This window comes from Aeromonas sp. ASNIH1 (genome assembly GCF_002934285.1).
GTDB lineage: Bacteria > Pseudomonadota > Gammaproteobacteria > Enterobacterales > Aeromonadaceae > Aeromonas > Aeromonas caviae.
This window is the reverse complement of sequence record NZ_CP026228.1, coordinates 3915709-3938970: the sequence shown is the minus strand read 5'-3', so window position 1 is coordinate 3938970 and position 23262 is coordinate 3915709. Positions and strand designations below refer to the sequence as shown.

Sequence of the window (23262 nt, the reverse complement as noted above, 5' to 3'; positions counted from 1 at the left end):
CGCCAAGTCACTGATCAGACAAGTTAGAAATAAAAAGTGGCCCGCTTGGGGCCACATTTTTGCACCGGGTGAGCGCAAGGCTCAGGGGTGAGGAGCAAGGCCCCGGCGGATGCGCCGGATCCCCTCTTCGTAGAGGCCATCCGGCCCCACCTGATCCTCACGGGTGTCGAAGATCTTGAGGAACCACATGTACTGGCCCGGGTGGCGGCAGAGCTGGCGCTCCACGCTGTCGTTCATGCGGCAGGTATCCGCCATCAGATCCCCGCTCGGGTAGTCGGCGTAGGGAGCCTCGACCTCCAACCGGTAGCCGTGCGCCTGCTCGTCATAGCAGGCCAGCACCGGCAGGGCCCGGGCGCCGGTCAGCTTCACCAGCCGTGGCAGGGCCGGCAACGTCGCCTTGGGGTGGTTGAAGAAGGGGGCGAACAGGCTTGCCTCCCGGCCGTGATCCTGATCCGGCAGATAGAAGAAGCTCAGACCGGATTTCACCGCCTTGATCACCGGCTTGATGCCGGCGCTGCGCTCATAGACGCGGCAGCCGTGCCGGGCCCGCGCGCCGTTGATGTGCCAGTCGAACACCGGGTTGCGGGCGCTCTTCATCATGGTGCACATGGGCAGGCCCCGCTGGGCAAAGTAGTAGCCCGCCGCGTCGATGGGCCAGCTGTGGGGCACCACCAGGATCACCGGTCGGCCAGCGGCCTGCTCCGCCTCGATATGTTCCCAGCCGCTGACCTGGATCCGCCCCATCACGTGGGCGGGGCTGCGCCAGGTGAACTCGCCAAAGCCCAGCAGGCTCTTGAGGCCGACCCGGATGGAGGTCATCAGGATGGCCTCCCGCTCGGCCTCGCTCTTCTCCTTGAAGCAGATGGCGAGGTTGGTCCTGGCGATGTAGATCTGCTTCTTCGAGATGGCGCATACCAGGGGCGTCAGAGCATCGGCCAGGCGATCCCGCCAGCGCGGGGGCACGAAGGCGAGCACACCGATGGCGCCGAGGGCGAGCCAGCTCAACCAGTAACGGGGGTGCAGCAGACGAGGCTGGAATCGGGCGTCAAACACGGGATCAGATGAGGACATGGGGCACGACAAAACAATGGGAAGATAAAGTGGCGCGCATCGTGACAGGTATTACCAGTTAACGCCAACTGAATGTCGCCTGTATGGGCAACTATTTAAGCCACTTCACGGATTGACAAAATTAATCTGCTTCATTTGATTCCCCTCTGTGTCACTGCATCACGAACGGCAGACCCCGCACGGGCGGGGTCGATGACGAGGGGGGATGAAAACCTTGTGCCTAGCGGCGTGCGGGCTGCCCCGGCAGGTCATCCTGCACCGCCGGCAGGAAGAACATCAGGTAACGCAGGGCCACGTAACCCACCACCAGGGTGGCCACCCCCAGCTCCAGATAGGCCAGCTGATGGAGCTGCTCGGCATAGCGGGCCGCCTCCGGCCACTGCGACAGCAGGTGACTCACCTTGAACAGGGCGGTGGCCCCGATCACCAGGGGGAAGGTGAAAGCGGCGTAACCCGGCGAGAACGGCAGGCGCAGCAGCTTGATGAAGGCCAGGTAGATGATGCCGGTCATCAGCACGGCGATCCCGAGCAGCACCGCCACCAGCAGCAGGGAGGGATCCTGGCTCACGGTGAGGTAGCCGGCCAGCGACAGGCTCGCCGGGGCGGCCAGGATGGCGATAGTGGGCTTGGCGGCATCCGGCACCTCGTGGCTGAAGATGAGGCGATAGAGCATCAGCGGCAGCATCAGGCCGTAGCAGGCCATGCCGAACCAGAGCAGGCCGGTGGCCAGGGATGCGAAGGGACCGCCCGGGTAGGCCACGTCAGCCACGATGATCCCCACCGGCGGCACAAACCAGCTCGGCACCATGTGATGGATTTCGAACGCTCTGGCCCTGTGCCAGACGAAAGTGGCGAGGAAGACGAGGTGGATGATGACCGCAAACAGCCAGAGCCCCTGCCCCAGGGTCGGGGCGAGCAGGCCGACCGCCTTGGAGACCACCATGGTCCCCATGGCGTAGGTGGGCACCACGCTGCCCACCACGGGATGGGCGAGATCCTGCCACAGCAGGCGCGGGTGGATCAGAAACTTGAAGGTCAGGACGAGGAGCAGCACGGCGGCGATGGCGGCCCCCAGCAGTTGCAGACGGCCATCGAACTGACCGGCATTTTCCCAGCACCAGCCGAGGCTGGCGATCCCGAGTGCCAGACCGGCCATGGGGGTCGGGGCGGCGGCCAGGGAGCGGCGGGTTCTTGCGATCATGGCGGATACCCTCTTGATGATGACTATGGGCATAGGATAAAGGGGGTCTATCGTTTACGATATCTAAATGAATTGAACTTAGCGTTTAGGAAAATCAAACGATATGAAGCTCACCCTGCAACAACTCAAGGTGTTTGCCACCATCGCCCGCCACGGCAACCTGGGGGGCGCCGCCAATGAACTCTGCCTGAGCAAGGGGGCCGTCTCCCAGTCGCTGCAGGAGCTGGAGCGCCAGCTCGCCACGCCCCTGTTCGACCGGGTGCACCCGAGGCTTCAGCTCAACAGCGAGGGGCGTCTGCTGCAACCGGCCGCCGAGGAGCTGCTGACCCGGATGCAGGAGATAGAGCAGCTCTTCAGCCCCGATGCCGAGCCGAGCGGCCAGCTGCACCTCGGGGCCAGCCAGACCATCGGCAACTACCTGCTGCCCGCCCTGCTGGCGGAGGGGGCCCAGGAGCTGGGGGCCGCCCCCAGGGTCACCATCGCCAACACCCACCTCCTGTGCCATGCCCTCGCCCACTTCGAACTGGATCTCGCCCTCATCGAGGGGGAGAACCACCACCCGGACCTGGTGAGCGAACCCTGGCTGGAGGACGAGATGCTCATCATCGCCGCCCCCGGTCACCCCCTGGCGGATCAGCTCGAGCTGCCCCTGCGCCGGCTTGCCGGGGAAACCTGGGTGCTGCGCGAGGCGCAATCCGGCAGCCGCGAGCAGTTCGAGCAGCAGCTCCAGCCCCACCTGCCCCGCTGGCAGGCGGGGATAGAGCTCAATACCCTGGAGGCGGTGATGCTGGCGGTGGAGAAGGGGCTCGGTATCTCCTTCATCTCCCGCCTCGCGGTGGCGGACCGACTGGCACAGGGGCGCCTGGTGGCCCTCACCCCGAGTCGCCGCTTCCCACGCCAGCTCTCCCTCGTCTGGCACAAGCAGAAGTTCCACTCCGCCACCCTGCGCCGCTTCCTGGCCTTCTGCCGCGCCCAGACCCTGGCGTGAGAAGCCCTTCGGATACGACAAGGGCGCCATTGGCGCCCTTGTCGTTCAGCCGATACTCCCCTCGGCCCTTCCCCGGCCTCAGCTTGCGAGTCCCCCTTCAATCCAGCCGAGCACCTGCCGGGTCACGGCCTGGGGCACCCAGGGGGAGTCCAGCAGCCGGTGGCGCAGGCAATCGGCGAAGTGATCCGCCTCGTGCTGCATGCCGCCCCCCTCCACCGGCAGATAGATGTCCGCCGGCCAGATGACGGGGGCAGGCCCCCCTTGCCAGCGAATGTGCTGGGGATTCCACCACTTGCCCTCGATGACCAGGCGCCACCCCTCCCCGGACAAGGACGCTTCCCGCTCGAGATCCTCGATGATGGAGGCCCCGAGCTCGGCCCGAAACGGCTCATCGAACGTGAAGCTGGCGGTGAGATCCACCTCCCCCGGAGCCCGCGTCAGCGTCACCTCGGGGGCGGGGCAGCCCAGCCCCAGCCGATGGCAGAGGGCGGCATGGAGCCAGAGGGGATAGACCCCCACGTCCCAGGCGGCGCCGCCGTCGAGGGCAGGATCGAACAGCTTGCCCACCCTGGGCTGGGTCGAACCGAACGCCGCCCGCAGCTCGCGCGGCGGCGGCAGCAGGGGCAGGCGCTGCAACAGGGCGCGCATGGCGGGGAAGCACATCACCTTCATGGCCTCGAGCAGCAGCAGGCCCCGTGCGTGGGCGAGCGCCACCAGGGCGTCCCAATCCGCCACCCGGGTCACCGCCGGTTTTTCCACCAGTACGTGCTTGCCCGCCAGCAGCATCTGCCTCACCAGGCCCGCGTGCTCCGGGTGGATGACCGCCACATAGACGGCCTCCACCTCGGGGCTGGCGGCCAGGGCCTCATAGCTGCCATAGGCGTGGGGCAGCCCCAGATCCCGGGCGAACTCGTCCGCCCGTCCCTGGTCCCGGGCGGCGATGGCCACCACCTCGGCTCCCCTGGCGTGCCCGTTCACATCGCGGCAAAAACGCCGGGCGATGGCCCCCGCCCCGGCAATGCCAAAGCGCAGGGGCGCCCTTGTCTCGTCGTGCATCGTCTCTCCTTGCTACCCAATGGTGGACCCCGGCATCACGCCGGGCGCGGGCTCCCGGCCAGGCTGCGCAGCCAGCTTAACTCCTCGCCCCAGATGGACTCGTCGATGGTCTCGAGGATAAGCGGGATGCCGTCGAAACGGTCGTCGTTCATGATGTGGTGGAACACCGCCTCGCCGAGGTTGCCCTCCCGCAGGCTGTGGTGACGGTCGACCCGACTACCGAAGGTACACTTGGCGCCGTTGATATGCATCCCCTTGAGGTACTCGAACCCCACGATGCGGTCGAAGTCGGCAAACACCGCCTCGCACCCCTCGGGGGTACGCAGATCGTAACCGGCGGCGAAGGCGTGGCAGGTGTCAAAGCAGACGCCGACCCGACTCTTGTCCTCTACCCCGTCGATGAGGGTGGCCAGGTGCTCGAACGACCAGCCGAGGTTGGTGCCCTGGCCGGCGGTATTCTCGATCACCGCCGTCACCCCTTCGCTGCGCTCCAGCGCCCAGTTGATGGACTCGCTCACGAGCTTGAGGCTCACCGCCTCGGGGATCTGCTTGAGATGGCTGCCCGGGTGGAAGTTCAGGTAGCACAGCCCCAGTTGCTCGCAGCGCTTCATCTCGTCCAGGAACGCATCCCGGGACTTGGCGAGGGCGTCGGGGTCGGGATGACCCAGGTTGATGAGGTAGCTGTCGTGGGGCAGGATCTGCTCGGGGCGAAAGCCCTCCTTCTCGCAGGCGGCCTTGAAGGCGCGAATGCTGGCCTCGGAGAGGGGCGCCGCCTGCCATTGGCGCTGGTTCTTGGTAAACAGGGCGAAGGCGTTGGCCCCGATGGCTTTGGCCCGGGCGATGGTGTTTTCCACCCCGCCCGCCGCACTGACGTGGGCTCCGATAAATTTCATCTCATCTCCTGTGCACTGTGACCGGGTGCCTGCCGCGCTGGCCACCGCACCCGTTGCCGGGGCGCCATTATGCCCAAGCCAACCCCTTGCGCCAAACCGGGATTGTCGATGGGGGCAATGGAAAAGGCGCCCGAAGGCGCCTTGATGAGAGACAGAACATCCCTGTCCGTCAATAGGCCAGACCTGCCCCGTAGGGATAGAGCGGGCTTTGTGAGTCTTTGGCCACGTCTGGGGACTGGGCCAGCACCGCCTGCCAGCTCGAGGGCAGCTCGAAGGGGAGCTTGCCGCGTGCCTTCTGGGTACCGCTCATGACATCGAACAGGGCCTGATCCAGGGCGCCGAAGTTGGCCAGCAGCACCCGGGCCGCCGGGGCCACCTCGGTCAGGATGGCGGGCCTGTCCAGATAGACGGAGAGCACCAGGGGCACCCCGGCCTGCTCGATGGCCTGGATGGCGGCATAGTCATCCGCGCCGCGGTAGACCCCTTCGTGGGCCGTCTCCTGCACCACCTGAGCATTGCTGGCAAAGCCGAGCTGGCCGAAGTGGATGCTGCCAAACGGGAAGCGGGGGTCCTGCTCGCCCGGGGCGTTGACCCGCACGATGGCAAGCTCCGCGTCGGCCAGGTTCGTCACCACCGTATAGCCGTTGGCCCTGGCCACCTCGGCGTTGACATTGTGCAGATAGACCCGCTTGCCGTCCGCCTTCAGCGGCAGCAGGGCCCCCTCGTTCTTCAGCAGCACGTGAGACGCCGCCTGGGCGGCCTGGGCCTCCTGCTGGAACTCGGCCTTGCCCACCAGGGCCACCGCGGCCTCGGCATCCACATAGGGATTCTCGAAGAGCCCGAGGGCAAACTTCTGGGCCAGGATCCGCTCGGCCGAAGTGGTGATGGCCGCCTCGGTCACCAGACCGCTCTGCACCGCCGCCAGCAGGGGAGCCGGATCTTCCACGCCACCGAACTGATCCACCCCGGCGTCGATGGCCTTGGCATAACGCTCGGCCTTGGTGAGCTTCTCCACGCCCCAGGACATGCCAAAGGGCACGGTCCAGGGGCTCACCCCGGCATTGACTTCATCCTGGGTCAGCCCCTGCTCGCAGCGGCTGTCACAGTCATTGACGATGCCCCAGTCGCTCAGCACCACGCCGTCAAACTTGAAGTGGCCCCGCAACAGATCCGTGATGATCTGGCGGTTGAAACCAAACCCCACCTCCTCGACGGGCTGCCCATCCTGGGTCAGGCCCAGGGGCATGGCGTAATAGGGCATCACGGCGGCCACCCTGGCCTCGAAGGCACCCTCGAAGGGCACCAGGTGGTAAGCAAACTGGCCGCCGGGGTAGACCTGCTCCTTGCCCCAGGGGTTGTGGGCATCCAGCCCGTCCTTCTGGGGACCGGCCCCGGCGAAGTGCTTGACCACGGTGACCACGCTCTCCTTGCCTATCCCCTCGCTCCCCTGCTGGAAGCCCTCGATGTAGGCCTTGACCAGGGACTTGGCGAGCAGGTTGTCTTCCCCGAAGGTGCCGTTGATGCGGCCCCAGCGCGGCTCGGTCGCGAGATCCGCCTGGGGCGAGAGGGCCTCGTGGATGCCGACGGCACGGTACTCCTGACGGGCGATGTCGCCAAAGCGCTGCACCAGGGCAGCATCGCCGATGGCGGCCAGCCCCAGGGTCTCGGGCCACTGGGAGAAGGCCCCGGCACCGATGCTGGTGGCGTTCGGATCATGGGTGAAGTGGTTGCGGGGATCCGTGCTCACCGTCATGGGGATGCCGAATCCCACCCCTTCCAGCAGGGCCTGCAGGGTGTTGTTGTCTGCGGCGATGGCCGCCGGATCACCGGCCATGCGGGTGATGAAGGTGTTGACCCCGTCCTCGCGCAGCATCTTGTCCATGGCCGCGAGGTTCACCCGCCCCGCCCCGTCCAGCACCAGGGTGCCGTGCATCATCAGCCCTGCCTTCTGGGCCAGGGTGAGCCTGCCCACCAGATCCCGGGCCCGCTCGGCGGCGCCGAGGCGCCAGTCCTCGTAGGGGGTCAGGGTGCCGCTGCCATCGAGATCCTTGAATTGCAGGCCGTCCTGCTCGATGAGGGTGACGGTGCGGTGGCCCAGAACGGGCTGCTCGGGCTTGGGGGTGGAATCGTTGTCGTTGCACCCTGCCAGCAGCAGGGCCCCGATGGCGAGGGCGACACGGGTTCGGGAGAGCGAGTGGTGTTTCATTGTTGTTATCTTCCTTGTGTGTGTAGGAGTCGCCACTCTATGCAAAAGCGGCCCCTCTCACTTGCCCGTCGGGTGCAGGAAGTTGCCGGTTGGGAGCAGGATTGAAAAGTGTGAAAAGGGTTGCAGGGTTACCCTTGGTTACAAATCTGAAACATGAAAGCGGCGCTGGCTCACGGCAATCCGCCGCCGTTGGCCGATGATGGTGGGCCACCGCTGACAAGGATTTTTGCCGTGAAGACCGTCTCCAACCGGATTGCCCTGCACTGCCTCAACCACTGGCAGGCCCGCGGGCGGGATCCTGCTGCCCTCCTGCACCCCTGCGGCATCGCTCACGAAGAGCTGCTGATCCCCCAGGGGCGGCTCGACACCGGGCGCCACTTCCGGCTGCTGGCCGGGGCAGCCCCCCACGTGGATCTGGCCCTCGACTGGACGCCCCCCGCCCTCCCCGGCCTCTTTGCCGACTTCATGTCGCTGGCGAGCCTGTGCTGCAACGCCGCCACCCTTCGCCAGGCCCTGCACTTCTTCCTCGCCTACCGCCCCCTCATCGGCGAGAGCGACGAGATCCGCCTGCAAGAAGAAGAGGGGCAGGCCAGGATCAGCTACCACTCGGAGTCCGATCACCCGGACGTCATCGCCCTGAGCAGCCTGGCCAACCTCTGCCACCTCTATGCCCTGCTCCAGTTCTACCACCCGGGCCAGGGGCTGCTGGTGCTGCCCACCCCGGTACGCCCCAGGCTGTGGCGTGAGCTGGCAGGCTGGCTGGAAGGGCGGTTGCAACAGGGGGCGGACTTCGAGCTGCGCTTTCCCGCCGCCTTGCTCGATCTCGCCCACGGGCAGTGCAACCTGCCCCTGCAACCCCTGCTGCTCGGGGAGCTCGACCGGCAGATGGCCCAGCTTCGCCCAAGCAGCCGCTACCGGGACAGGGTGATGACACTCATCCGCCAGCAGCTGTGGCAAGAGAGCGCCGAGGCCTCCTCTCTGCTCGATGGGGTGTGCGAGCACCTCAAACTGACCCGCTGGACCCTCAACCGCCATCTGCGGGAGGAAGGGTGCCACTTCTCGGGCCTGCTGGAGCGGGTGCGCCGGGAGGAGGCCTGCCGCCTGTTGCAGGATCCCGCCCTCCCCCTGCAGACAGTGGGGGAGCGCCTGGGTTTTGCCCGCCAGAGCAGCTTTACCCGCTTCTTTCGCGAGGAGTTTGCCCTCTCGCCGAGGGAGTTTCGCTCAAGGCGCAGCCGCCTCTGAGGCGCCCCCGAGATGGGCGGCGAGCAACCCCGCCAGCCAGTGGATGAAGAGCTGGACCCTGGGGGCCAGTTGGCGGCGATGGGCATAGAGGGCGTGGATGGGGAGCGGCGGCGGCTGCCACTGGGGCAGGATGCTCACCAGCTCGCCCCCCGCGAGCAGGGATTCGACCCCCACCCGCGGCATCTGGATGATGCCAAGCCCCGCCAGCGCCGCCGCCAGGTAGGTCTCGCTGTCATTGACCATGAGGGCCCCCGCCATGGGCAGCAGGGCGCGGTGGCCATCTTCCGCCAGGTATTCAAAGCCGGGCTCGCTGCGCCCCTGCCCGGCACCAAACCCGGAACCATAGTGCACCAGCCGGTGGCCCGCCAGATCCCCAAGGGTGCGGGGCACCCCGTGGCGAGCCAGGTAGCCTGCGCTGGCACAGTTGATCTGGCGATAGTGACCAAGGGGCCTGGCCACCAGGCTGGAGGGCTCAAGCGCCCCGACCCGCACCACGCAGTCAAACCCCTCGCGCACCAGATCCACCCGCCTGTCCGTGCTGCTCAGCATCAGTTGCAGGGCGGGATGCTGCGCCAGAAAGTCCGGCAGGGCCGGGATCACCAGGTGACGGGCCATCCGGCTTGGCATGTCGACCCGCAGTTGTCCCGAGATCTGCCCCCCCTGGCGAAACAGGCCGTCAAACTCCTCCATGTCCGCCAAAAGCTCCCGGCATCTGGCATAGCAGAGCTGGCCGTCCGTGGTGAGCTGCACCCGCCGCGTGGTACGCAGCAGGAGCCGGGTCCCCATGCGCTCCTCCAGCCGACGGATGGCGGCAGAGAGGGTCGCCTTGGGGATGCCCGTCTGCTCGGCGCAGCGGGTAAAACTCTCCAGCTCGGCAACCCGCACGAAGGCTCTCATCGCATCCAGTTGATCCATGGCCTGATTGTCTCGATAAACGGAACAGTGATTCTATTATCACGCTATTTATCCAGTTTAAAAGGAACAATACAGTGATCCGGTCGGCTCGTATCGAGCCTGTGTCCGCCACCCTGACAGGAGTCATACCATGACCAGACCCATCGCCCTCATCACCGGGGCCAGCCGCGGCCTTGGCAAGCACGGGGCCCTGGCCCTCGCCGCCAAAGGCGTCGACCTCATCATCACCTATCGCAGCCAGGCCGCAGAGGCGGAGGCGGTGGTGACCCAGGCCCGCGCCCTCGGCGTTCGGGCCCATGCCCTGGCTCTGGACGTGGGCGAGAGCGCCACCTTCGCGGCCTTTGCAGAGGAGGTGACGCAACTGCTCGCCCGGGAGTGGCAGCGCACCCATTTCAACTTCCTGGTCAACAACGCCGGGATCGGCATTCATGCCAGCTTCGAGCAGACCACGGAGCAGCAGTTCGACACCCTGCTCAACATCCACCTCAAGGGGACCTTCTTCCTGACCCAGGCGCTCCTGCCCCTCCTGGCAGACGGCGGTCGCATCCTCAACCTCTCCACCGGCCTCACCCGCTTCGCCATGCCGGGTTATGCCGCCTACGCCGCCATGAAGGGGGGCGTCGAGGTGCTCACCCAGTATCTGGCCAAGGAGCTGGGCCCCAGGGGCATCGCGGTCAACGTGCTGGCCCCCGGCGCCATCGAGACCGATTTTGGCGGCGGCGTGGTGCGCGACAACAAGGGGGTCAACGACTTTCTCGCGAGCCAGACCGCCCTTGGCCGGGTGGGTCAGCCCGACGACATCGGTGGCGCCATCGCCGCCCTGCTCTCCGATGACTGCCGCTGGATCACAGCCCAGCGCATCGAAGCCTCGGGCGGCATGTTTATCTAGGCGGTCATGATTGCCTGCTGCACAAACAAGGAAGGCCCCCTCCGATGAGGGGGCCTTCCGGCATTGGGCAGACGAGGTGCGGCGCACCGGGCCCGTTACAGGGTCTTGCCACCGCTTGCAATGACCTGGCTGTACCAGTGGAAGCTCTCTTTCTTGATGCGACGAAGAGACCCTCCCTGCTCGTCCCTGTCCACGTAGACAAAGCCGTAGCGCTTCTGGTAGCCGTTGAGCCAGCTCAGGATGTCGGTGAAGGACCAGGCGCAATATCCAATCAGCTCGACCCCGTCCTGCATCGCCTCCTGGCACGCCTTGAGGTGGCTGTGCAGATAGGCGATACGGTAGTCGTCGTTCACCCTGTCCCCGGCTTCCAGCTTGTCGAACTCCCCCAGGCCGTTCTCGGTGATCATCAGCGGCAGGGCGTAGCGGGAGGAGAGCCGACGCAGGGCGATGCGCATCCCGGTGGGATCGATGGCCCAGTCCCAGTTGCTGGTCTCAAGGTGCGGATTGGGGGCCGTCTTGTAGAGGCCGGGAATGCCGCTGGAGGGCGTAGTGCCCTTCTTGCCCGTGGTGTTGATGCGCTGCATCGTCTGGCCGCCGAGGGGGTTGTCGGTGAAGGTCAGGGTGTAGTAGTAGTTGACCCCGATGTAGTCGGGGGTGCCTTCGCGCAAGAGCTCGAGATCGCCCGGCAGGATCTCCGGCGCCTCGCCGGTCTCCCGCAGATAGGCGAGCGCCGCCTGGGGGTAACGGCCGAAGCAGTAGGCATCCAGCCACCAGAGGTTGGTGAACTCCTCGGCATTCTCGAACGCCAGCATGTCGCTCGGGGCGCAGGAGGCCGGATAGGCGGGGGAGTATGCAAAGCTCGGCCCGATCAGGCCGTTTGGCACGTGCTGGCGAAACGCCTTGATGACCCGGGCATTGGCGAGAAACGCGATGTGGTTGGCGGCGAAGAAACGCTTCCTGTCCTGCACCGCGGGAGGATGGGTGCCAAGCTGGTAGGCGTTGGTCAGGTTGTAGTTCTGCTCGTTGAGCGACACCCAGTACTTCACCTTGCCGGCGAAGCGCTGATAGAGAGTCACGCAATAGCGCTCGAAGTCGTCGATGATGCGCCTGTCTTCCCAGCCGCCGTACTCATCCTGCAGGGCCTGGGGGAGATCCCAGTGATAGAGGGTCAGCACCGGCTCGATGCCGTGGGCCAGCAGGGCGTCGATGAGCCTGTCGTAGAAGGCGAGCCCCGCCTCGTTCACCTCGCCACGCCCCGTCGGGTAGATGCGCGGCCAGCTCACCGAGAAGCGATAGGCCTTGAGCCCCATCTCGGCCATCAGCGCCACGTCCTCTTCCACCCTGTGGTAGTGATCCACCGCCACGTCTCCGTTGCTCCCTTCAAAGGTCTTGCCCGGCAATTTGGTAAAGCTGTCCCATACCGAGGGGCCCTTGCCCTCCTCGTTCCAGGCCCCTTCCACCTGATAGGCGGCGGAGGCGGCGCCCCAGAGGAAACCGTTCGGGAAGTCGTTGAACTTGTGATGATGCATCTGGTGTTGCTCCTTCTGCGCGGATGGCGGGGGCCATCCCGTGATACGTCGACCCCGTACAGGGGCCCGAAATGAGTTGGCACCAGCATCCAACACTTCTAGAATTCCGTCCAATGACAAATATGGCCACCTATCATTCCTATCTGGAATCAAGCGAGGCACCATGGAGTTGAGAGACCTGAAAGCCTTCGTCACCCTGGGGGAGGTATTGCACTTTGGTCAGGCGGCGGCGCGCCAGCACGTCACCCAGTCGGCCCTGAGCAAGCAGATCCGCCGGCTGGAGGCGGACCTTGGCGGCGAGCTGTTCGAGCGCAACGCCGGCAGCACCCGGCTGACGGTGCTCGGGCGCGCCCTCTACGCCGACGCCTGCACCCTGGTGGCCCAGAGCGAGCAGCTCGCCCGCAGCGCCCGCGACGTGCTGGCGGGCCACGCGGGTACCCTGCGCATCGGCTTCGGGGTCGCCACCAAGCTGCTGGTGCCCGCCGCCATCGCCCGCTTTCGGGCCAGCCGCCCCGGGGTCGCCATCGAGCTCAACGATCTCTCCACCCATCACCAGTTGCTGGCACTGGCGGAGGGTCGCCTGGATCTTGGCTTCTGCCGCCTGCCCGCACCCAAGGGCTGGCCGGTGCTGCCCGTGGTGCGCGCCCATTTCGTCGCCGTGCTGCCCGCAGGCTATCAGGGGGTGGCAGGGCTCGCCGATCTGCAGGAGAAGCCGCTCGCCATCCTGCGCCGGGACAAGGCCCCCTCTTTTTACGATCAGTTCATCCATTACCTCGCCCAGAGCGGCCTGCGCTTTCAGGACATCCAGTACGTGAACGACTTCGCTGCCGGCATCGCCACCGCGGCGGCCGGCATCGCCTGGACCCTGGTCCCCTCCTCCACCACCATTGAGCATCCCGATGTGCTGACCCTGCCCCTCGGGGAGGCCGACGCGAGCTGGATCATCGGGCTCATTCGCCCGCCGGGCAACGACAATCCCCTCGTCGCCCCCTTCTGGCAGACGGTGGCGGAGCTGGCGGATCCCGCCCTCACCGGCCTCATGACGACAGGGGACGGGGCTCCCACCTGGGACACCCCATGAAAGGGAATCATTCGAAAATCACATTAACGATGGCATTAGGCAGTCCGCCCCCCTTAAAATGCCCTCCTAACCCGACACCATGACAAGGATCCGTTTCGTTCATGCACTCTCACTGGCTGCTGAGGTTTGATCTGCATCGCCTCATCCTTGCGCTGGCCGTCATAGGTGTGCTGGCTACCTTTGGCAACAGCTTTTACGCCATCTATCAGGCACAACGGCAACTGCTCATCGACAACACGCTAGAGGCGAACCGGGTCTATGCCGCCAAGCTCGCCGCCTCCGCCGAGACCATGCTGCACTCAGCCCAGGAACAACTGGCTTACAGCGCTAGCCAACTTGCCCCCCTGCTGCAGACCGATGACATCGCAGGGCTCGAGGAGGAGGTAACCCAACTGCGTAGACGTACCAATACCTTCAACTCAGTGGTCGTGGTCAACACCGAGGCAACCATTGTTGCTGTCTCCCCCGAGACTCTGAATGTGAAAGGGGCCAAACTGACCTCGGCCCATGCGAGAAACACCCTGAAGAAGCAGAAGCCGATCATCTCAGATCCTTTTGTCTCCCTCTCCGGCAACTACCTCATCAGCCTCTCCCACCCCATCTTCTCGGCAGACAAGCGCTACCTCGGCTATGTCGCCGGCACCATCTATCTGGGGTCCGCCAGCGTGCTCTCCAGCCTGCTGGGGCAGCACTACTACCAGGATGGTTCTTATCTTTATGTGGTGGACCGCCAGCGCACCCTCATCTACCACCCGGATCCTGAACTTATTGGCCATAAAGTGGCGTCCAACCGGATAGTAGACGAGGTGTTACAGGGCAACGGGGGAGCACAAACCATGTACAACACCGATGGAAACGAGATGCTCTCGGGCTTCGCTCCGGTGGCGGACGCAGGCTGGGGGATAGTGGCCCAGCGCCCCAGCAGCGCCACTCTAGCGAGACTCGATCAACAGATGAGCGACATTCTCAAGGGGATGATCCCGGTCACCCTCTTCATTCTCTTCGTCATCTGGCTCTCGGCCACCATCATCGCCAGACCCCTGCGACAACTGGCCAACCGGGCCGGACTCATGGATCAGCAGGGGGCCGCCACCAGCATCTCGGGGATCCGCGCCTGGTATTTCGAAGCGGCCCAGTTGAAGCAGGCCATCCTCAAGGGGCTGGGGCTGCTCAACACCAAGATCGACAAGCTGCACACCGACAGCCACACCGACCCCATGACGGGCCTGTTCAACCGCCGGGCCATGCAGCAGATGCTGGACGAGTACGAGGCCGAACGTCAGCCCCTGACGGTGATTGCCCTGGACATCGATCACTTCAAGGCCATCAACGACCGCTTCGGTCACGACGTGGGGGATGCCGTCATCGTCTCCCTCGCCACCCTGATGCAGCAGGATCTGCGTTCCGATGCCGCCTTGTGTCGAAGCGGCGGCGAAGAGTTCCTGCTGCTGCTGCCCGGGGTCTCCCTTGCACAGGCGCAGAAGATCGCCGAGCGCCTGCGTACCCGGGTGGCGAGCCACGACATGGAGGTAGCAGGCCACATCACCATCTCCCTCGGCGTCGCCCACTGGGGGGCGGATGCCACCAGCATCGCCGCCGTGCTCAAGGAGGCGGACAAGGCGCTCTATGATGCCAAGAGCCAGGGCCGAAACTGCGTGGTGGTGGCCCTGGGCTGATCGGCCCAGGCTTTGCCGGACACCGTTCGGCCATAAAAAAAGGCGCTGTCCCAATTATGTGTTGGAAGGCTAATCTGGAAGTAGGTCATCACCGCGAGGACCTTCATCATGGATACGCCAGCCTTCCAACACCTGTTGTCCCTCTTTCCATTACTTACTCTGCGTCAGCGCCGTGTCGCTCAGCATGAGCTCGCCGCTCCACACCCGATTACGTCCCTCCATGCCCAGTTACCCACATGCTGCGGCTGTCCCCACTGCCAGGCGGATGCCACCCAGCTGGCCCCCTGGGGCTGGAGCCGTGGGCTGCGTCGTTACCGTTGTAAGCAGTGTCGGCGAACCAGCTCCCTCCTCACCAAGACGCCTTTGGCCAGATTACGTAAGGCTGAGCATTGGGAGGACTACGCCCAGGCTCTCATCGACGGGCTCACTGTCCGCCAGGCCGCCGTCCGCTGCGGTGTTTGCAAGAACACCGCCTTCTTGTGGCGTCACCGCTTCCTGAAGGCGATGGCAAACCACCAGGCAACACGGGAAGAAGGCATTGTGGAAGTGGATGAAACCTTCTTCCTCGAATCGTTCAAGGGGCAGCGAGGGTTGCCTCGTCCGGCAAGACATCGTGGCGGGAAAGGGCGTACCCGGGGGACCGGGCGGGATTATATCCCGGTGATGGTGGTGCAGGACAGGGCGGGCCATCAAGCCGACTTTCAGCTGGAAAGGCTGGATGCGCAGACGGTGAAAGCGGTGTTGCAGCCACTCATCGCGCCCGATGCAGTGCTCTGCAGTGATGGTGCAGGGGTGTATGCCAGTTTCAGCCAAGCGCGGGGCATAACACATCAGGTGGTGTACAACCGTCGAGGTGAGCGAGTCATTGGGGCATACCACATCCAGCATGTGAACGGATATCACCGGCGGTTGAAGGAGTGGATGGAACGATTCCATGGAGTCGCAACCCACTACCTGAGGAATTATCTGGGCTGGCGCAGGATGCTGGAACGTTACGGCAGGGAGGTAAATACCAAGATGTGTTTGCATGAGGCGCTAGGGCACCCGATGCAACACGTAATTGGGACATAGCCTAAAAAAAACCCTGCCATGGCAGGGGTCGGACGGTATCCATGTCAGGAGATCAGAGCGTGACGGCCAGGCTCTCGACCGAGGCGGCGCTCGGGGTCACCAGTACGGGCACCGATTTGGAGGTGGGGGTGAAAGAGCCCTCCCCTATGCTCTCGATGGCCACCAGGGGGTTGGTCTCCGGGTAGTAGGCGGCGATGTTGCCTTTCGGGATCTCGTAGAAGATGACGCTAAAGCCCCGCACCACCCGCTCGCGCCCGTCGTTGCACACCGCACTCATGTCCACCCGCTGCTCCTCGGCGAGCCCCAGCCTCCTGGCATCCTCCTCGTTCATGAAGACCACGTTGCGTCGCCCCTTGATGCCGCGATAGCGGTCATCCATGCCATAGATGGTGGTGTTGTACTGATCGTGGGAGCGCAGGCTCTGAAGCAGCAGCACGGGCTGGTCCACCATCTGCTCCGCGTGGCTGGTGCACTCGGGCAGGATGGAGTCCGGCAAACGGCTCGCCCTGAATTCGGCGCGCCCGCTCGCGGTGTTCCAGCGCAGCAGGGCGGCGCTGTTCTCCAGATGGAAGCCGCAGGGCTCCTCGATGCGGCGGTTGAAGTCGCCAAAGCCCGCGATGGTCTCCTCGATGAGATCCCGCAGCAGCCCGTAGTCATCCCGCAGCGCCAGCCAGTCCACCCGATCGCTGCCAAGCGTTGCCTCGGCCATGCGAGCCACGATGTCTATCTCGGAGAGACAGAGCGGCGAGACCGGCTCGTTCATCCCGGTGGAGGCGTGCACCATGCTGAAGGTGTCCTCCACGGTGATCTTCTGCACCCCGGAGCGCTGCTGATCGAGCTCGGTACGGCCCAGGCAGGGGAGGATCAGGGCATCTTTTGACACCATGAGGTGGCTGCGGTTGAGCTTGGTGCTGATCTGCACGTTGAGCTCGCTCCTTCGCATCGCTTCATAGGTGAACTCGGTATCCGGCGCGGCGGCTGCCAGGTTGCCCCCAAGGCAGATGAGCACCTTGCTCTTGCCGCCATGAAGGGCTTTGAGGGCCTCGTAGACGTTGTGCCCCGGCGTGCGCTTGAAGCCCACCGGGAAGCGGCGCTCCAGGCGATCGAGGAAGGCGGCATTGGGTTTCTCGTTGATCCCCATGGTGCGGTTGCCCTGCACGTTGCTGTGACCGCGCACCGGACAGAGTCCGGCCCCCGGCTTGCCAATCTGGCCGCACATCAGGTGCAGGTTGACGATTTCGCGAATGGTGTCGACCGAATGCTTGTGCTGGGTGATCCCCATGGCCCAGCAGCTGATCACGCTCTCGCTGCTTGCGAAGATCTGCGCCGCCCGGGTGATCGCCTCCCGACCGAGGCCGGATTGCGCCTCGATCTGCGTCCACTCCGTGGCCTTCACCTGGGCCAGGTAGTCGTCAAAGTGCGCGGTGTGCTGCTCGATGAAGGCGAGATCGATGCGCCCCCCCTCCTCTTCCAGGATGTATTTCGCCATGCCGCGAATGGCCGCCATGTCACCGCCCAGCTTTGGCGTGAGGTACTGGTGGCTGATGGTAGTTGCCGCCGGGGTCAGTAGCTCCGCCGGGCTCTGGGGGCTTGCGAAGCGCTCGAGGGCCACCTCTTTGAGGTTGTTGAAGGTGACGATCTGGCACCCCTGGCGTGCCGCCTTGCGCAGGGCGTTCATCATGCGCGGGTGGTTGGTGCCCGGGTTCTGGCCAAAGACGAAGATGGCTTTGGCGGCGTCGAAATCATCGAGCACCACGGTGCCCTTGCCCACCCCGACGGACTGGATAAGCCCCACCCCGCTCGCCTCGTGACACATGTTGGAGCAGTCGGGGAAGTTGTTGGTGCCATAGAGACGGCCAAACAGCTGATAGAGGTAGGAGGCTTCGTTGCTGGCGCGTCCCGAGGTGTAGAACTCCACCTCGTCGGGGCTGGCCAGGCTCTTGAGTTTGTCGGCGATGAGGGCAAACGCCTGATCCCAGCTCACCGGCTCGTAGTGATCGGTGGCCGGGTTGTAGCGCAGGGGCTCCGTCAGTCGCCCCTGATATTCGAGCCAGTAGTCGCTCTGGGTGGCGAGACGGCGCACCGAATGCTCGGCGAAGAAATCGGCCCCCACCGTCTTGCCGGTGGATTCCCAGGCCACCGCCTTGGCGCCGTTCTCGCAAAACTGGAAGGCCCCCTGCTTGTTGTCACCCCAGGCGCAGCCGGGACAGTCAAAGCCGTCGGTCTGGTTGACCCGCAGCAGGTTCTTGATGTTCTGGCGGGTCTTCTGGCTGCGCAGCACCTGCTTGAAGGTGGACTGCAGGGAGGAAAAGCCGCCGGCCTTGGCCGGTTTTTCAATATGACTGGACATGGGAGTCTCCAACGTGATCCTGGGCGCGGGGGCTGGCATAGCAGACCGGGGCATCGGATCGGGGCACATGGATCAGGGTCAGGTTGTACTTCAGGGCCAGTCGCACCGCGAGCTGACTGGGGGAAGCAAGGCTGATGAGGTGAGCGGCGCCAAATTGCACCGCCTTGTGAATGAGTTCGCTGCCGCAGCGGCTGGTGATCACCAGGGTGGCGGCCTGCACCGGCTGGCGCAGCTGCATGCCGATGAGCTTGTCCAGGGCGTTGTGCCGCCCTATGTCCTCCCGGCAGGCCAGGATCTCGCCGCGATCATCCAGCGCCAGGGCGGCATGAAGGGCGCCGCTCTGGCGGGCCTTGCTCTGCCAGGGGACGATGCGCTCCCGCAGATCCTGCAAAGAGGCGGTGTCGAAGGGGGCACCCGGGGTCAGCGGGGTGAGCACGGGCAACGCATGTTCGATGGCCTCCACCCCGCAGATGCCACAGCCGCTGGCACCGGCCAGGCGGCGCTTGCGCTGGCCAAGCATTGCCAGACAGCGGTTGGCGATGGTGACATCGAGCACGATGCCGTGCTCGGACGGGGTGCTCTGGATATCGTGTACATCGTGGTTGCCCCCGATGATCCCCTCGCCAAACAGAAAACCGATGGCGAAATCGTCGAGATCGTCCGGGGTGGCCATCATGACGGCATGGTTGATGCCGTTGATGTTGACTGACACGGCCACCTCCTCCACCAGCTCATCCAGACTGGGCAACCGTGAATTGAAAGGGATCATGCGAGACGCTTATAAGCTGTATTCGGGCCTCAAGTTTAGATAAGCCGCCGCGCCAAAACCAATGAAACAAATCTATTCACCAATAGATAACTTCTATTGCTATCGGGATGTCGATTGATTAAATTTGTCGCTCATTGCCTTTGCCTGCTGCCATTACCACGATGAATATCAAGCAGTTGCACTATTTCTACGAGCTGGCCCAGCACCGTCACTTCGCCAAGGCGGCCAAGGCTTGCTTCATCACCCAGCCGACCCTGTCAGCCAGCATCACCGCCCTGGAGAAGTCACTTGGCACCGAACTGGTGGTGCGCAACAGCCAGTTCGTGGCCCTGACCCAGGCGGGGGAAGTGGTGCTGCACCACGCCGAGCGGATGCTGCAGGAGCAGGATGCCATGCGCCAAGAGCTCAGCCTCTTTCGGGGCGGGCTGTCGGGGGCGCTACGCATCGGCGTCGTGCCCCAGTCGAGCATCGACATCATGCCGCTGCTTAAGGGGTTCAACGACGCCTACCCCAAGGTGGGCCTGCACCTCTGCGTGATGACCCATGCCACCCTGATGGAGCAGCTGGATCTGCATCGCATCGACATCGGGCTCGGCTTTGACGAGTTGCTCACCGAGCATCAGCGCAGGGCCCTCGACGTCCAGCTTCGCCACCCCAACCCCATGGCCCTGCTGGGCCCCCTGCCTGCCCACTGCGCCCCGACCGGGCCGCTGACCCTGGCGGACCTGCAAGATCTCCCCCTGATCCTGCCAAGCACCACCATGCAGTTTCGCCGCTACCTGGACGAGGCCGCCGCCCGCCAGCAGATCAGCCTGCGGGTGGTGCTGGAGACAGACTCCCTGTTCCACCTGGTCAACGGGGTGAGCCACGGCCTGGGCTGCGCCGTGGTCAGCGCCGGCATCGCCGCCACCGCCCAGCAGCTCTTCAAACTGCCCTGCCACCACCTGAGCGATGCAAGCGCAGGCACCATCGCCTTCATCACCCGAAAACACAGTGTCACCCCCGCCATGAAGGCGTTTCTCGCCAAGGCAGGGGCATGAAAAAGGCAGCCCATGGGGGCTGCCTGCACTGATCAAGGGGGGAACTTGCGCCTCTCCTGGCGTCAGTCTGCCCCTTGCTGTTTGTCCAGCGCCGCGATGAAGGCGCTCGCCAGGGCGTGGTCGGAGAAGGGATTCTGGCCTGTGATGAGCTCGCGATCGATCACAACGCCAGGCTGCCAGGGTGCCACGAACTGCATGCTGCCGCCGGCCTGGGCCATGGCCTTCGCCGGGTAGTAGCGCAGCTTGTCACCCCCAAGGGAGCCTTCAAACACCGCCTCTTCCTTGTCGGAGAAGATGGTCATCCTGTAACCGTCGTAGATCCACTCTCTGGCGCCGTCTGCCTTGCCTGCAATGACCGACTGCTCGAACCCGGCCGGATCCGCCTGCGCCGCCAGCAGCGCGATGGGGCCATGGCAGATGGCGGCCGTGGGTTTGTGGTTGTCATGGAAGTGGCGAAGCAGGGTCCCCACCTCGGGATCCTTGGCAAGATCGATGAGGGGTGCGTGGCCGCCGGGAATGAAGAGGCCGGCATAGCGCTCGGGACCGGATGCCAGCACCTCCCTCAGGGAGAGCACCTTGCCGGCGCCAAGCAGCCCCTCCACGACGGCGCCGATGCGCACCATCTCCTGCGGGTTGCCACCAAAGTACTGGGGATCGACGGAGTGTTTGTCGACAACGGGCCGGTTCCCTCTCGGGGTCACCGGGGTCAGGGTATAACCGGCCTCCAGCAGGGCGGCGGCAGGCACCCCCAGTTCATTCTGGTAGAAGCCGGTGGTCAGGCTCTTGCCCCCTTGCAGCGGCAGTTCGGTCTCGCTCGAGAGCAGCACCAGGATCTCGCCTTTCGGGGAGGCGCTGGCCGCAGCGGAGGTCGCCAGCAGCAGTGAGGCCAGCACGGCCTTGAGGGTGTTCTTCATCGTGATCTTCCTTTTGATGGCAGTGATCGATCGGGCGGCCACCGGGCCGCCCTCGATGAGCAATTTACTGATTACACACGGACGAATAAACTCACACCATTGAACTTGATTATTTACATGGATGAACATATGTCCCGTGCCTTCGACCCCGTCCAGCTCGGCACCATAGAGCTCTTTTGCAAGGCAGCCGAACTTGGTAGCTTTACCGCCACGGCTCAGGTACTGGGGGTAACGCCCGCCTCGGTGAGCCGCTCCATCCAGCGTCTCGAGGCCAGGCTCGGCGTCAAACTCTTCCATCGCACCACCCGCAGCGTGCGCCTCACCCATGACGGGGAGCTCTATCGGGAACAGTGCCAGCAGGCGCTCGAGCAGATCGCCGAGGCCGAGCGGGCCATCACCGGCCGCCAGCGCCACCCCAGAGGAGTGCTGCGCATCAGCGTGGGCACCGTCTATGCCCACCACCGTCTGGTGCCCCTGCTGCCAGGCTTCATGGCGGCCTATCCCGAGGTCGAGCTGGAGCTCAATGTCTCCAACAGGAACATCGACTTCGTGGAGGATGGTTACGATCTGGCCATCCGGCTGGGGGAGCCGCGCGATGGGCGGATCATCGCCCGCAAGCTGGAGGATGCCAGCCTCGGGGTCTTCTGCACCCCCGATTATGCCGCCCGCCGCCCCGCGCCAACCTCCCTGGAGATGCTGTCGCAACATGATCTGATCCAGTTCATCACCCCGAGCACGGGTCGCCCCTTCCCCTGGCAGTTCGTGAACGAGCAGGGGGACCCTGTCGACCTTCATGTCCAGAGCAGACAGCGGGTGCTTGACGATGTGCTGGCGGGCCTGGGCTGGGCGGTGGCTGGGGGCGGTCTGTTCCAGATCTACCATTTCGTGGCAGCCGAGGCGCTGTTGCAAGGCAAGCTGATCGAGGTGATGACCCCCTTTGCGGGGCGATCCCGCCCCTTCTACGCCCTCTATCCACAGCACCGTCACCTCTCGGCCCGGGTCCGGGCCTTCGTGGATTATCTGCTGGCAGCGGTGCACCCAGAGGGGTCGCCTGTGCCAGGGGAATATCCCCCTCTTCGTTGACGAGGGCCCCTCATCTGCGTGCCTGCGCCCCCGATACCGGGGGCAAAAAGCAGGTGGCACTCTGGACACAATGGTTGCCTAATTAAATAAATATGCATAAAAATCAATACAGGCAGGGCTCGATATATGAACTCTTCTGCTGTTTGTATGAAGCATCGTGCTGCTAAAAATTTTCTGTGAGCCACCTCCCGCCGTTTAATTCAAGAGCCTATAACCTTGACCCGTACAATAAAAACCTGACGTGTTCCGGTTTATTTCACCATGCATCACAAAGGAGTGTCATATGTATAAAAAAGTGAAACTGGCGAGCATTATCAGCACCCTTATTCTCTCGGCCACTGCATATTCTGCAGAGATGACCGTGGGCTTCTCGCAAATTGGTTCTGAATCCGGGTGGCGAGCTGCAGAAACATCGGTCGCCAAGAGCGAAGCCCAAAAACGCGGCATCATCCTGAAAATTGCCGATGCCCAGCAGAAACAGGAGAACCAGATCAAGGCCATTCGCTCCTTTATTGCCCAGGGGGTGGATGCCATCTTTATTGCCCCCGTGGTACAGACTGGTTGGGAGCCAGTATTGCAGGAGGCGAAAGAGGCCGAGATCCCGGTCTTCCTGCTGGATCGCAATATCACGGTAAAAGATGACGGTCTCTTCATGACCGGGGTCGCCGCCGACAGCGTCCACGAAGGGGAAGTGGCAGCCCAGTGGCTCATCAAGCAGCAGGATGGCAAACCGTGCAACGTGGTGGAATTGCAGGGCACGGTGGGTGCCAGCGTGGCGCTGGATCGCAAGAAGGGCTTCCTCGACACCGTCTCGGCCGTGCCCACCATCAAGATCATCCGCACGCAGTCCGGCGACTTCACCCGCAGCAAGGGCAAGGAGGTGATGGAGAGCTTCATCAAGGCGGAAAATAGCGGCAAGAATATTTGCGCCGTCTACGCCCATAACGATGACATGGCCATCGGCGCCATCCAGGCCATTAAAGAGGCCGGGCTGAAACCGGGCAAGGATATCAAGATCATCTCCATCGATGGCGTGCCGGATATTTTCAAGGCGATGATCGCAGGCGAAGCCAATGCCTCGGTGGAGCTCACGCCGAATATGGCGGGACCGGCCTTCGATGCCCTGCTGGCCTATAAGAAAGATGGCACCCTGCCCCCCAAACATATCAAGACGGAGTCCAAACTGTTTGAGCCCGGGAGTGCCGAGGCGCAGCTCGAGCTGAAAAAAGACATGGGTTATTAATCCCGCTCCCCCGCCAGACTGTCACATAGCGCGCCATATAAGTGA

Annotated in this window: 19 protein-coding genes; 9 read left to right on the top strand and 10 right to left on the bottom strand. The window is 64.2% G+C overall.

Going from position 1 to position 23262, the window contains the following annotated elements:
• Positions 1–81 precede the first annotated feature (81 nt).
• Both C2U37_RS19120 and C2U37_RS19115 read right to left on the bottom strand, forming a co-directional pair.
• The gene (locus C2U37_RS19120; RefSeq protein WP_010674623.1) at positions 82–1071 is read right to left on the bottom strand and encodes a lipid A biosynthesis (KDO)2-(lauroyl)-lipid IVA acyltransferase; all 990 of its coding nucleotides are present in this window, start codon (positions 1069–1071) and stop codon (positions 82–84) included.
• Positions 1072–1291: 220 nt separating this feature from the next.
• Complete coding sequence (locus C2U37_RS19115) at positions 1292–2272, bottom strand: TDT family transporter (protein ID WP_029314475.1); 981 nt, start codon at positions 2270–2272, stop codon at positions 1292–1294.
• A 103-nt stretch (positions 2273–2375) separates the two neighbouring features.
• On the opposite strand from C2U37_RS19115, the gene C2U37_RS19110 reads away from it, so the two are divergent.
• A complete protein-coding gene (locus tag C2U37_RS19110; RefSeq protein ID WP_104452900.1) occupies positions 2376–3260 on the top strand; it encodes a LysR substrate-binding domain-containing protein in 885 nt (294 codons plus the stop codon).
• 78 nt (positions 3261–3338) lie between these two features.
• On the opposite strand, the gene C2U37_RS19105 is transcribed toward C2U37_RS19110, so the two are convergent.
• The 3 genes from C2U37_RS19105 to C2U37_RS19095 all read right to left on the bottom strand — a co-directional run bounded on the left by C2U37_RS19105 (position 3339) and on the right by C2U37_RS19095 (position 7415).
• Positions 3339–4316: a Gfo/Idh/MocA family protein gene (locus C2U37_RS19105; RefSeq protein WP_104452899.1), complete on the bottom strand. Its 978-nt coding sequence runs from the start codon at positions 4314–4316 to the stop codon at positions 3339–3341.
• A gap of 35 nt (positions 4317–4351) precedes the next feature.
• Positions 4352–5209, bottom strand: coding sequence for a deoxyribonuclease IV (gene nfo, locus C2U37_RS19100; RefSeq protein WP_010674619.1), 858 nt, complete (start codon positions 5207–5209; stop codon positions 4352–4354).
• A 169-nt stretch (positions 5210–5378) separates the two neighbouring features.
• Positions 5379–7415, bottom strand: a complete 2037-nt coding sequence (locus tag C2U37_RS19095; protein WP_010674618.1) for a glycoside hydrolase family 3 protein — start codon at positions 7413–7415, stop codon at positions 5379–5381.
• Between the two features lie 231 nt (positions 7416–7646).
• Here C2U37_RS19095 and C2U37_RS19090 point away from each other — a divergent pair, with 231 nt between their 5' ends.
• A complete protein-coding gene (locus tag C2U37_RS19090) occupies positions 7647–8657 on the top strand; it encodes a helix-turn-helix transcriptional regulator (RefSeq protein ID WP_010674617.1) in 1011 nt (336 codons plus the stop codon).
• Here the strand turns inward: C2U37_RS19090 and C2U37_RS19085 are convergent.
• Entirely contained in the window at positions 8637–9572 is a 936-nt protein-coding gene (locus C2U37_RS19085) for a LysR family transcriptional regulator (protein ID WP_010674616.1), read from the bottom strand. The genes C2U37_RS19090 and C2U37_RS19085 overlap by 21 nt on opposite strands.
• Before the next feature lie 130 nt (positions 9573–9702).
• On the opposite strand from C2U37_RS19085, the gene C2U37_RS19080 reads away from it, so the two are divergent.
• The gene (locus C2U37_RS19080) at positions 9703–10461 is read left to right on the top strand and encodes an SDR family NAD(P)-dependent oxidoreductase (protein WP_010674615.1); all 759 of its coding nucleotides are present in this window, start codon (positions 9703–9705) and stop codon (positions 10459–10461) included.
• Between the two features lie 95 nt (positions 10462–10556).
• On the opposite strand, the gene C2U37_RS19075 is transcribed toward C2U37_RS19080, so the two are convergent.
• Positions 10557–11990 (bottom strand): glycoside hydrolase family 1 protein, encoded by a 1434-nt coding sequence (locus tag C2U37_RS19075; RefSeq protein WP_010674614.1) that lies wholly within the window; start codon positions 11988–11990, stop codon positions 10557–10559.
• A 163-nt stretch (positions 11991–12153) separates the two neighbouring features.
• On the opposite strand from C2U37_RS19075, the gene C2U37_RS19070 reads away from it, so the two are divergent.
• The 3 genes from C2U37_RS19070 to C2U37_RS19060 all read left to right on the top strand — a co-directional run bounded on the left by C2U37_RS19070 (position 12154) and on the right by C2U37_RS19060 (position 15818).
• Positions 12154–13071 carry a LysR family transcriptional regulator gene (locus tag C2U37_RS19070; RefSeq protein WP_010674613.1) on the top strand — a complete coding sequence of 306 codons (918 nt, stop codon included), beginning with the start codon at positions 12154–12156 and terminating at the stop codon, positions 13069–13071.
• A 101-nt stretch (positions 13072–13172) separates the two neighbouring features.
• Complete coding sequence (locus tag C2U37_RS19065) at positions 13173–14747, top strand: sensor domain-containing diguanylate cyclase (RefSeq protein ID WP_010674612.1); 1575 nt, start codon at positions 13173–13175, stop codon at positions 14745–14747.
• 108 nt (positions 14748–14855) lie between these two features.
• Positions 14856–15818, top strand: coding sequence for an IS1595 family transposase (locus C2U37_RS19060; protein ID WP_041215707.1), 963 nt, complete (start codon positions 14856–14858; stop codon positions 15816–15818).
• Positions 15819–15870: 52 nt separating this feature from the next.
• Here the strand turns inward: C2U37_RS19060 and C2U37_RS19055 are convergent, their stop codons facing one another.
• Together C2U37_RS19055 and fdhD are read right to left on the bottom strand one after the other, a co-directional pair.
• The gene (locus C2U37_RS19055) at positions 15871–18168 is read right to left on the bottom strand and encodes an FdhF/YdeP family oxidoreductase (protein WP_010674611.1); all 2298 of its coding nucleotides are present in this window, start codon (positions 18166–18168) and stop codon (positions 15871–15873) included.
• Positions 18152–18937, bottom strand: a complete 786-nt coding sequence (fdhD, locus tag C2U37_RS19050; protein WP_029314473.1) for a formate dehydrogenase accessory sulfurtransferase FdhD — start codon at positions 18935–18937, stop codon at positions 18152–18154. Before fdhD ends, C2U37_RS19055 begins: the two co-directional genes overlap by 17 nt.
• A 161-nt stretch (positions 18938–19098) precedes the next feature.
• Here fdhD and C2U37_RS19045 point away from each other — a divergent pair, with 161 nt between their 5' ends.
• On the top strand, positions 19099–19977 hold the full coding sequence (locus C2U37_RS19045) for a LysR family transcriptional regulator (RefSeq protein ID WP_010674609.1): 879 nt from the start codon (positions 19099–19101) through the stop codon (positions 19975–19977).
• A gap of 62 nt (positions 19978–20039) precedes the next feature.
• Here C2U37_RS19045 and C2U37_RS19040 read toward each other — a convergent pair whose 3' ends face one another.
• Entirely contained in the window at positions 20040–20891 is an 852-nt protein-coding gene (locus C2U37_RS19040; RefSeq protein ID WP_041211380.1) for a type 1 glutamine amidotransferase domain-containing protein, read from the bottom strand.
• A gap of 117 nt (positions 20892–21008) precedes the next feature.
• Here C2U37_RS19040 and C2U37_RS19035 point away from each other — a divergent pair, with 117 nt between their 5' ends.
• Positions 21009–21974 carry a LysR family transcriptional regulator gene (locus tag C2U37_RS19035; RefSeq protein ID WP_197975637.1) on the top strand — a complete coding sequence of 322 codons (966 nt, stop codon included), beginning with the start codon at positions 21009–21011 and terminating at the stop codon, positions 21972–21974.
• A 283-nt stretch (positions 21975–22257) separates the two neighbouring features.
• Positions 22258–23217 carry a galactofuranose ABC transporter, galactofuranose-binding protein YtfQ gene (ytfQ, locus tag C2U37_RS19030; protein ID WP_010674607.1) on the top strand — a complete coding sequence of 320 codons (960 nt, stop codon included), beginning with the start codon at positions 22258–22260 and terminating at the stop codon, positions 23215–23217.
• Positions 23218–23262 lie beyond the last annotated feature (45 nt).

Bases quoted from the DNA above. Each gene is read 5' to 3' on its own strand.
- C2U37_RS19120 (WP_010674623.1), bottom strand. From the start codon at position 1,071: ATGTCCTCATCTGATCCCGTGTTTGACGCCCGATTCCAGCCTCGTCTG.
- C2U37_RS19115 (WP_029314475.1), bottom strand. From the start codon at position 2,272: ATGATCGCAAGAACCCGCCGCTCCCTGGCCGCCGCCCCGACCCCCATG.
- C2U37_RS19110 (WP_104452900.1), top strand. From the start codon at position 2,376: ATGAAGCTCACCCTGCAACAACTCAAGGTGTTTGCCACCATCGCCCGC.
- C2U37_RS19105 (WP_104452899.1), bottom strand. From the start codon at position 4,316: ATGCACGACGAGACAAGGGCGCCCCTGCGCTTTGGCATTGCCGGGGCG.
- nfo (WP_010674619.1), bottom strand. From the start codon at position 5,209: ATGAAATTTATCGGAGCCCACGTCAGTGCGGCGGGCGGGGTGGAAAAC.
- C2U37_RS19095 (WP_010674618.1), bottom strand. From the start codon at position 7,415: ATGAAACACCACTCGCTCTCCCGAACCCGTGTCGCCCTCGCCATCGGG.
- C2U37_RS19085 (WP_010674616.1), bottom strand. From the start codon at position 9,572: ATGGATCAACTGGATGCGATGAGAGCCTTCGTGCGGGTTGCCGAGCTG.
- C2U37_RS19080 (WP_010674615.1), top strand. From the start codon at position 9,703: ATGACCAGACCCATCGCCCTCATCACCGGGGCCAGCCGCGGCCTTGGC.
- C2U37_RS19075 (WP_010674614.1), bottom strand. From the start codon at position 11,990: ATGCATCATCACAAGTTCAACGACTTCCCGAACGGTTTCCTCTGGGGC.
- C2U37_RS19070 (WP_010674613.1), top strand. From the start codon at position 12,154: ATGGAGTTGAGAGACCTGAAAGCCTTCGTCACCCTGGGGGAGGTATTG.
- C2U37_RS19065 (WP_010674612.1), top strand. From the start codon at position 13,173: ATGCACTCTCACTGGCTGCTGAGGTTTGATCTGCATCGCCTCATCCTT.
- C2U37_RS19060 (WP_041215707.1), top strand. From the start codon at position 14,856: ATGGATACGCCAGCCTTCCAACACCTGTTGTCCCTCTTTCCATTACTT.
- C2U37_RS19055 (WP_010674611.1), bottom strand. From the start codon at position 18,168: ATGTCCAGTCATATTGAAAAACCGGCCAAGGCCGGCGGCTTTTCCTCC.
- fdhD (WP_029314473.1), bottom strand. From the start codon at position 18,937: ATGATCCCTTTCAATTCACGGTTGCCCAGTCTGGATGAGCTGGTGGAG.
- C2U37_RS19045 (WP_010674609.1), top strand. From the start codon at position 19,099: ATGAATATCAAGCAGTTGCACTATTTCTACGAGCTGGCCCAGCACCGT.
- C2U37_RS19040 (WP_041211380.1), bottom strand. From the start codon at position 20,891: ATGAAGAACACCCTCAAGGCCGTGCTGGCCTCACTGCTGCTGGCGACC.
- C2U37_RS19035 (WP_197975637.1), top strand. From the start codon at position 21,009: ATGGATGAACATATGTCCCGTGCCTTCGACCCCGTCCAGCTCGGCACC.
- ytfQ (WP_010674607.1), top strand. From the start codon at position 22,258: ATGTATAAAAAAGTGAAACTGGCGAGCATTATCAGCACCCTTATTCTC.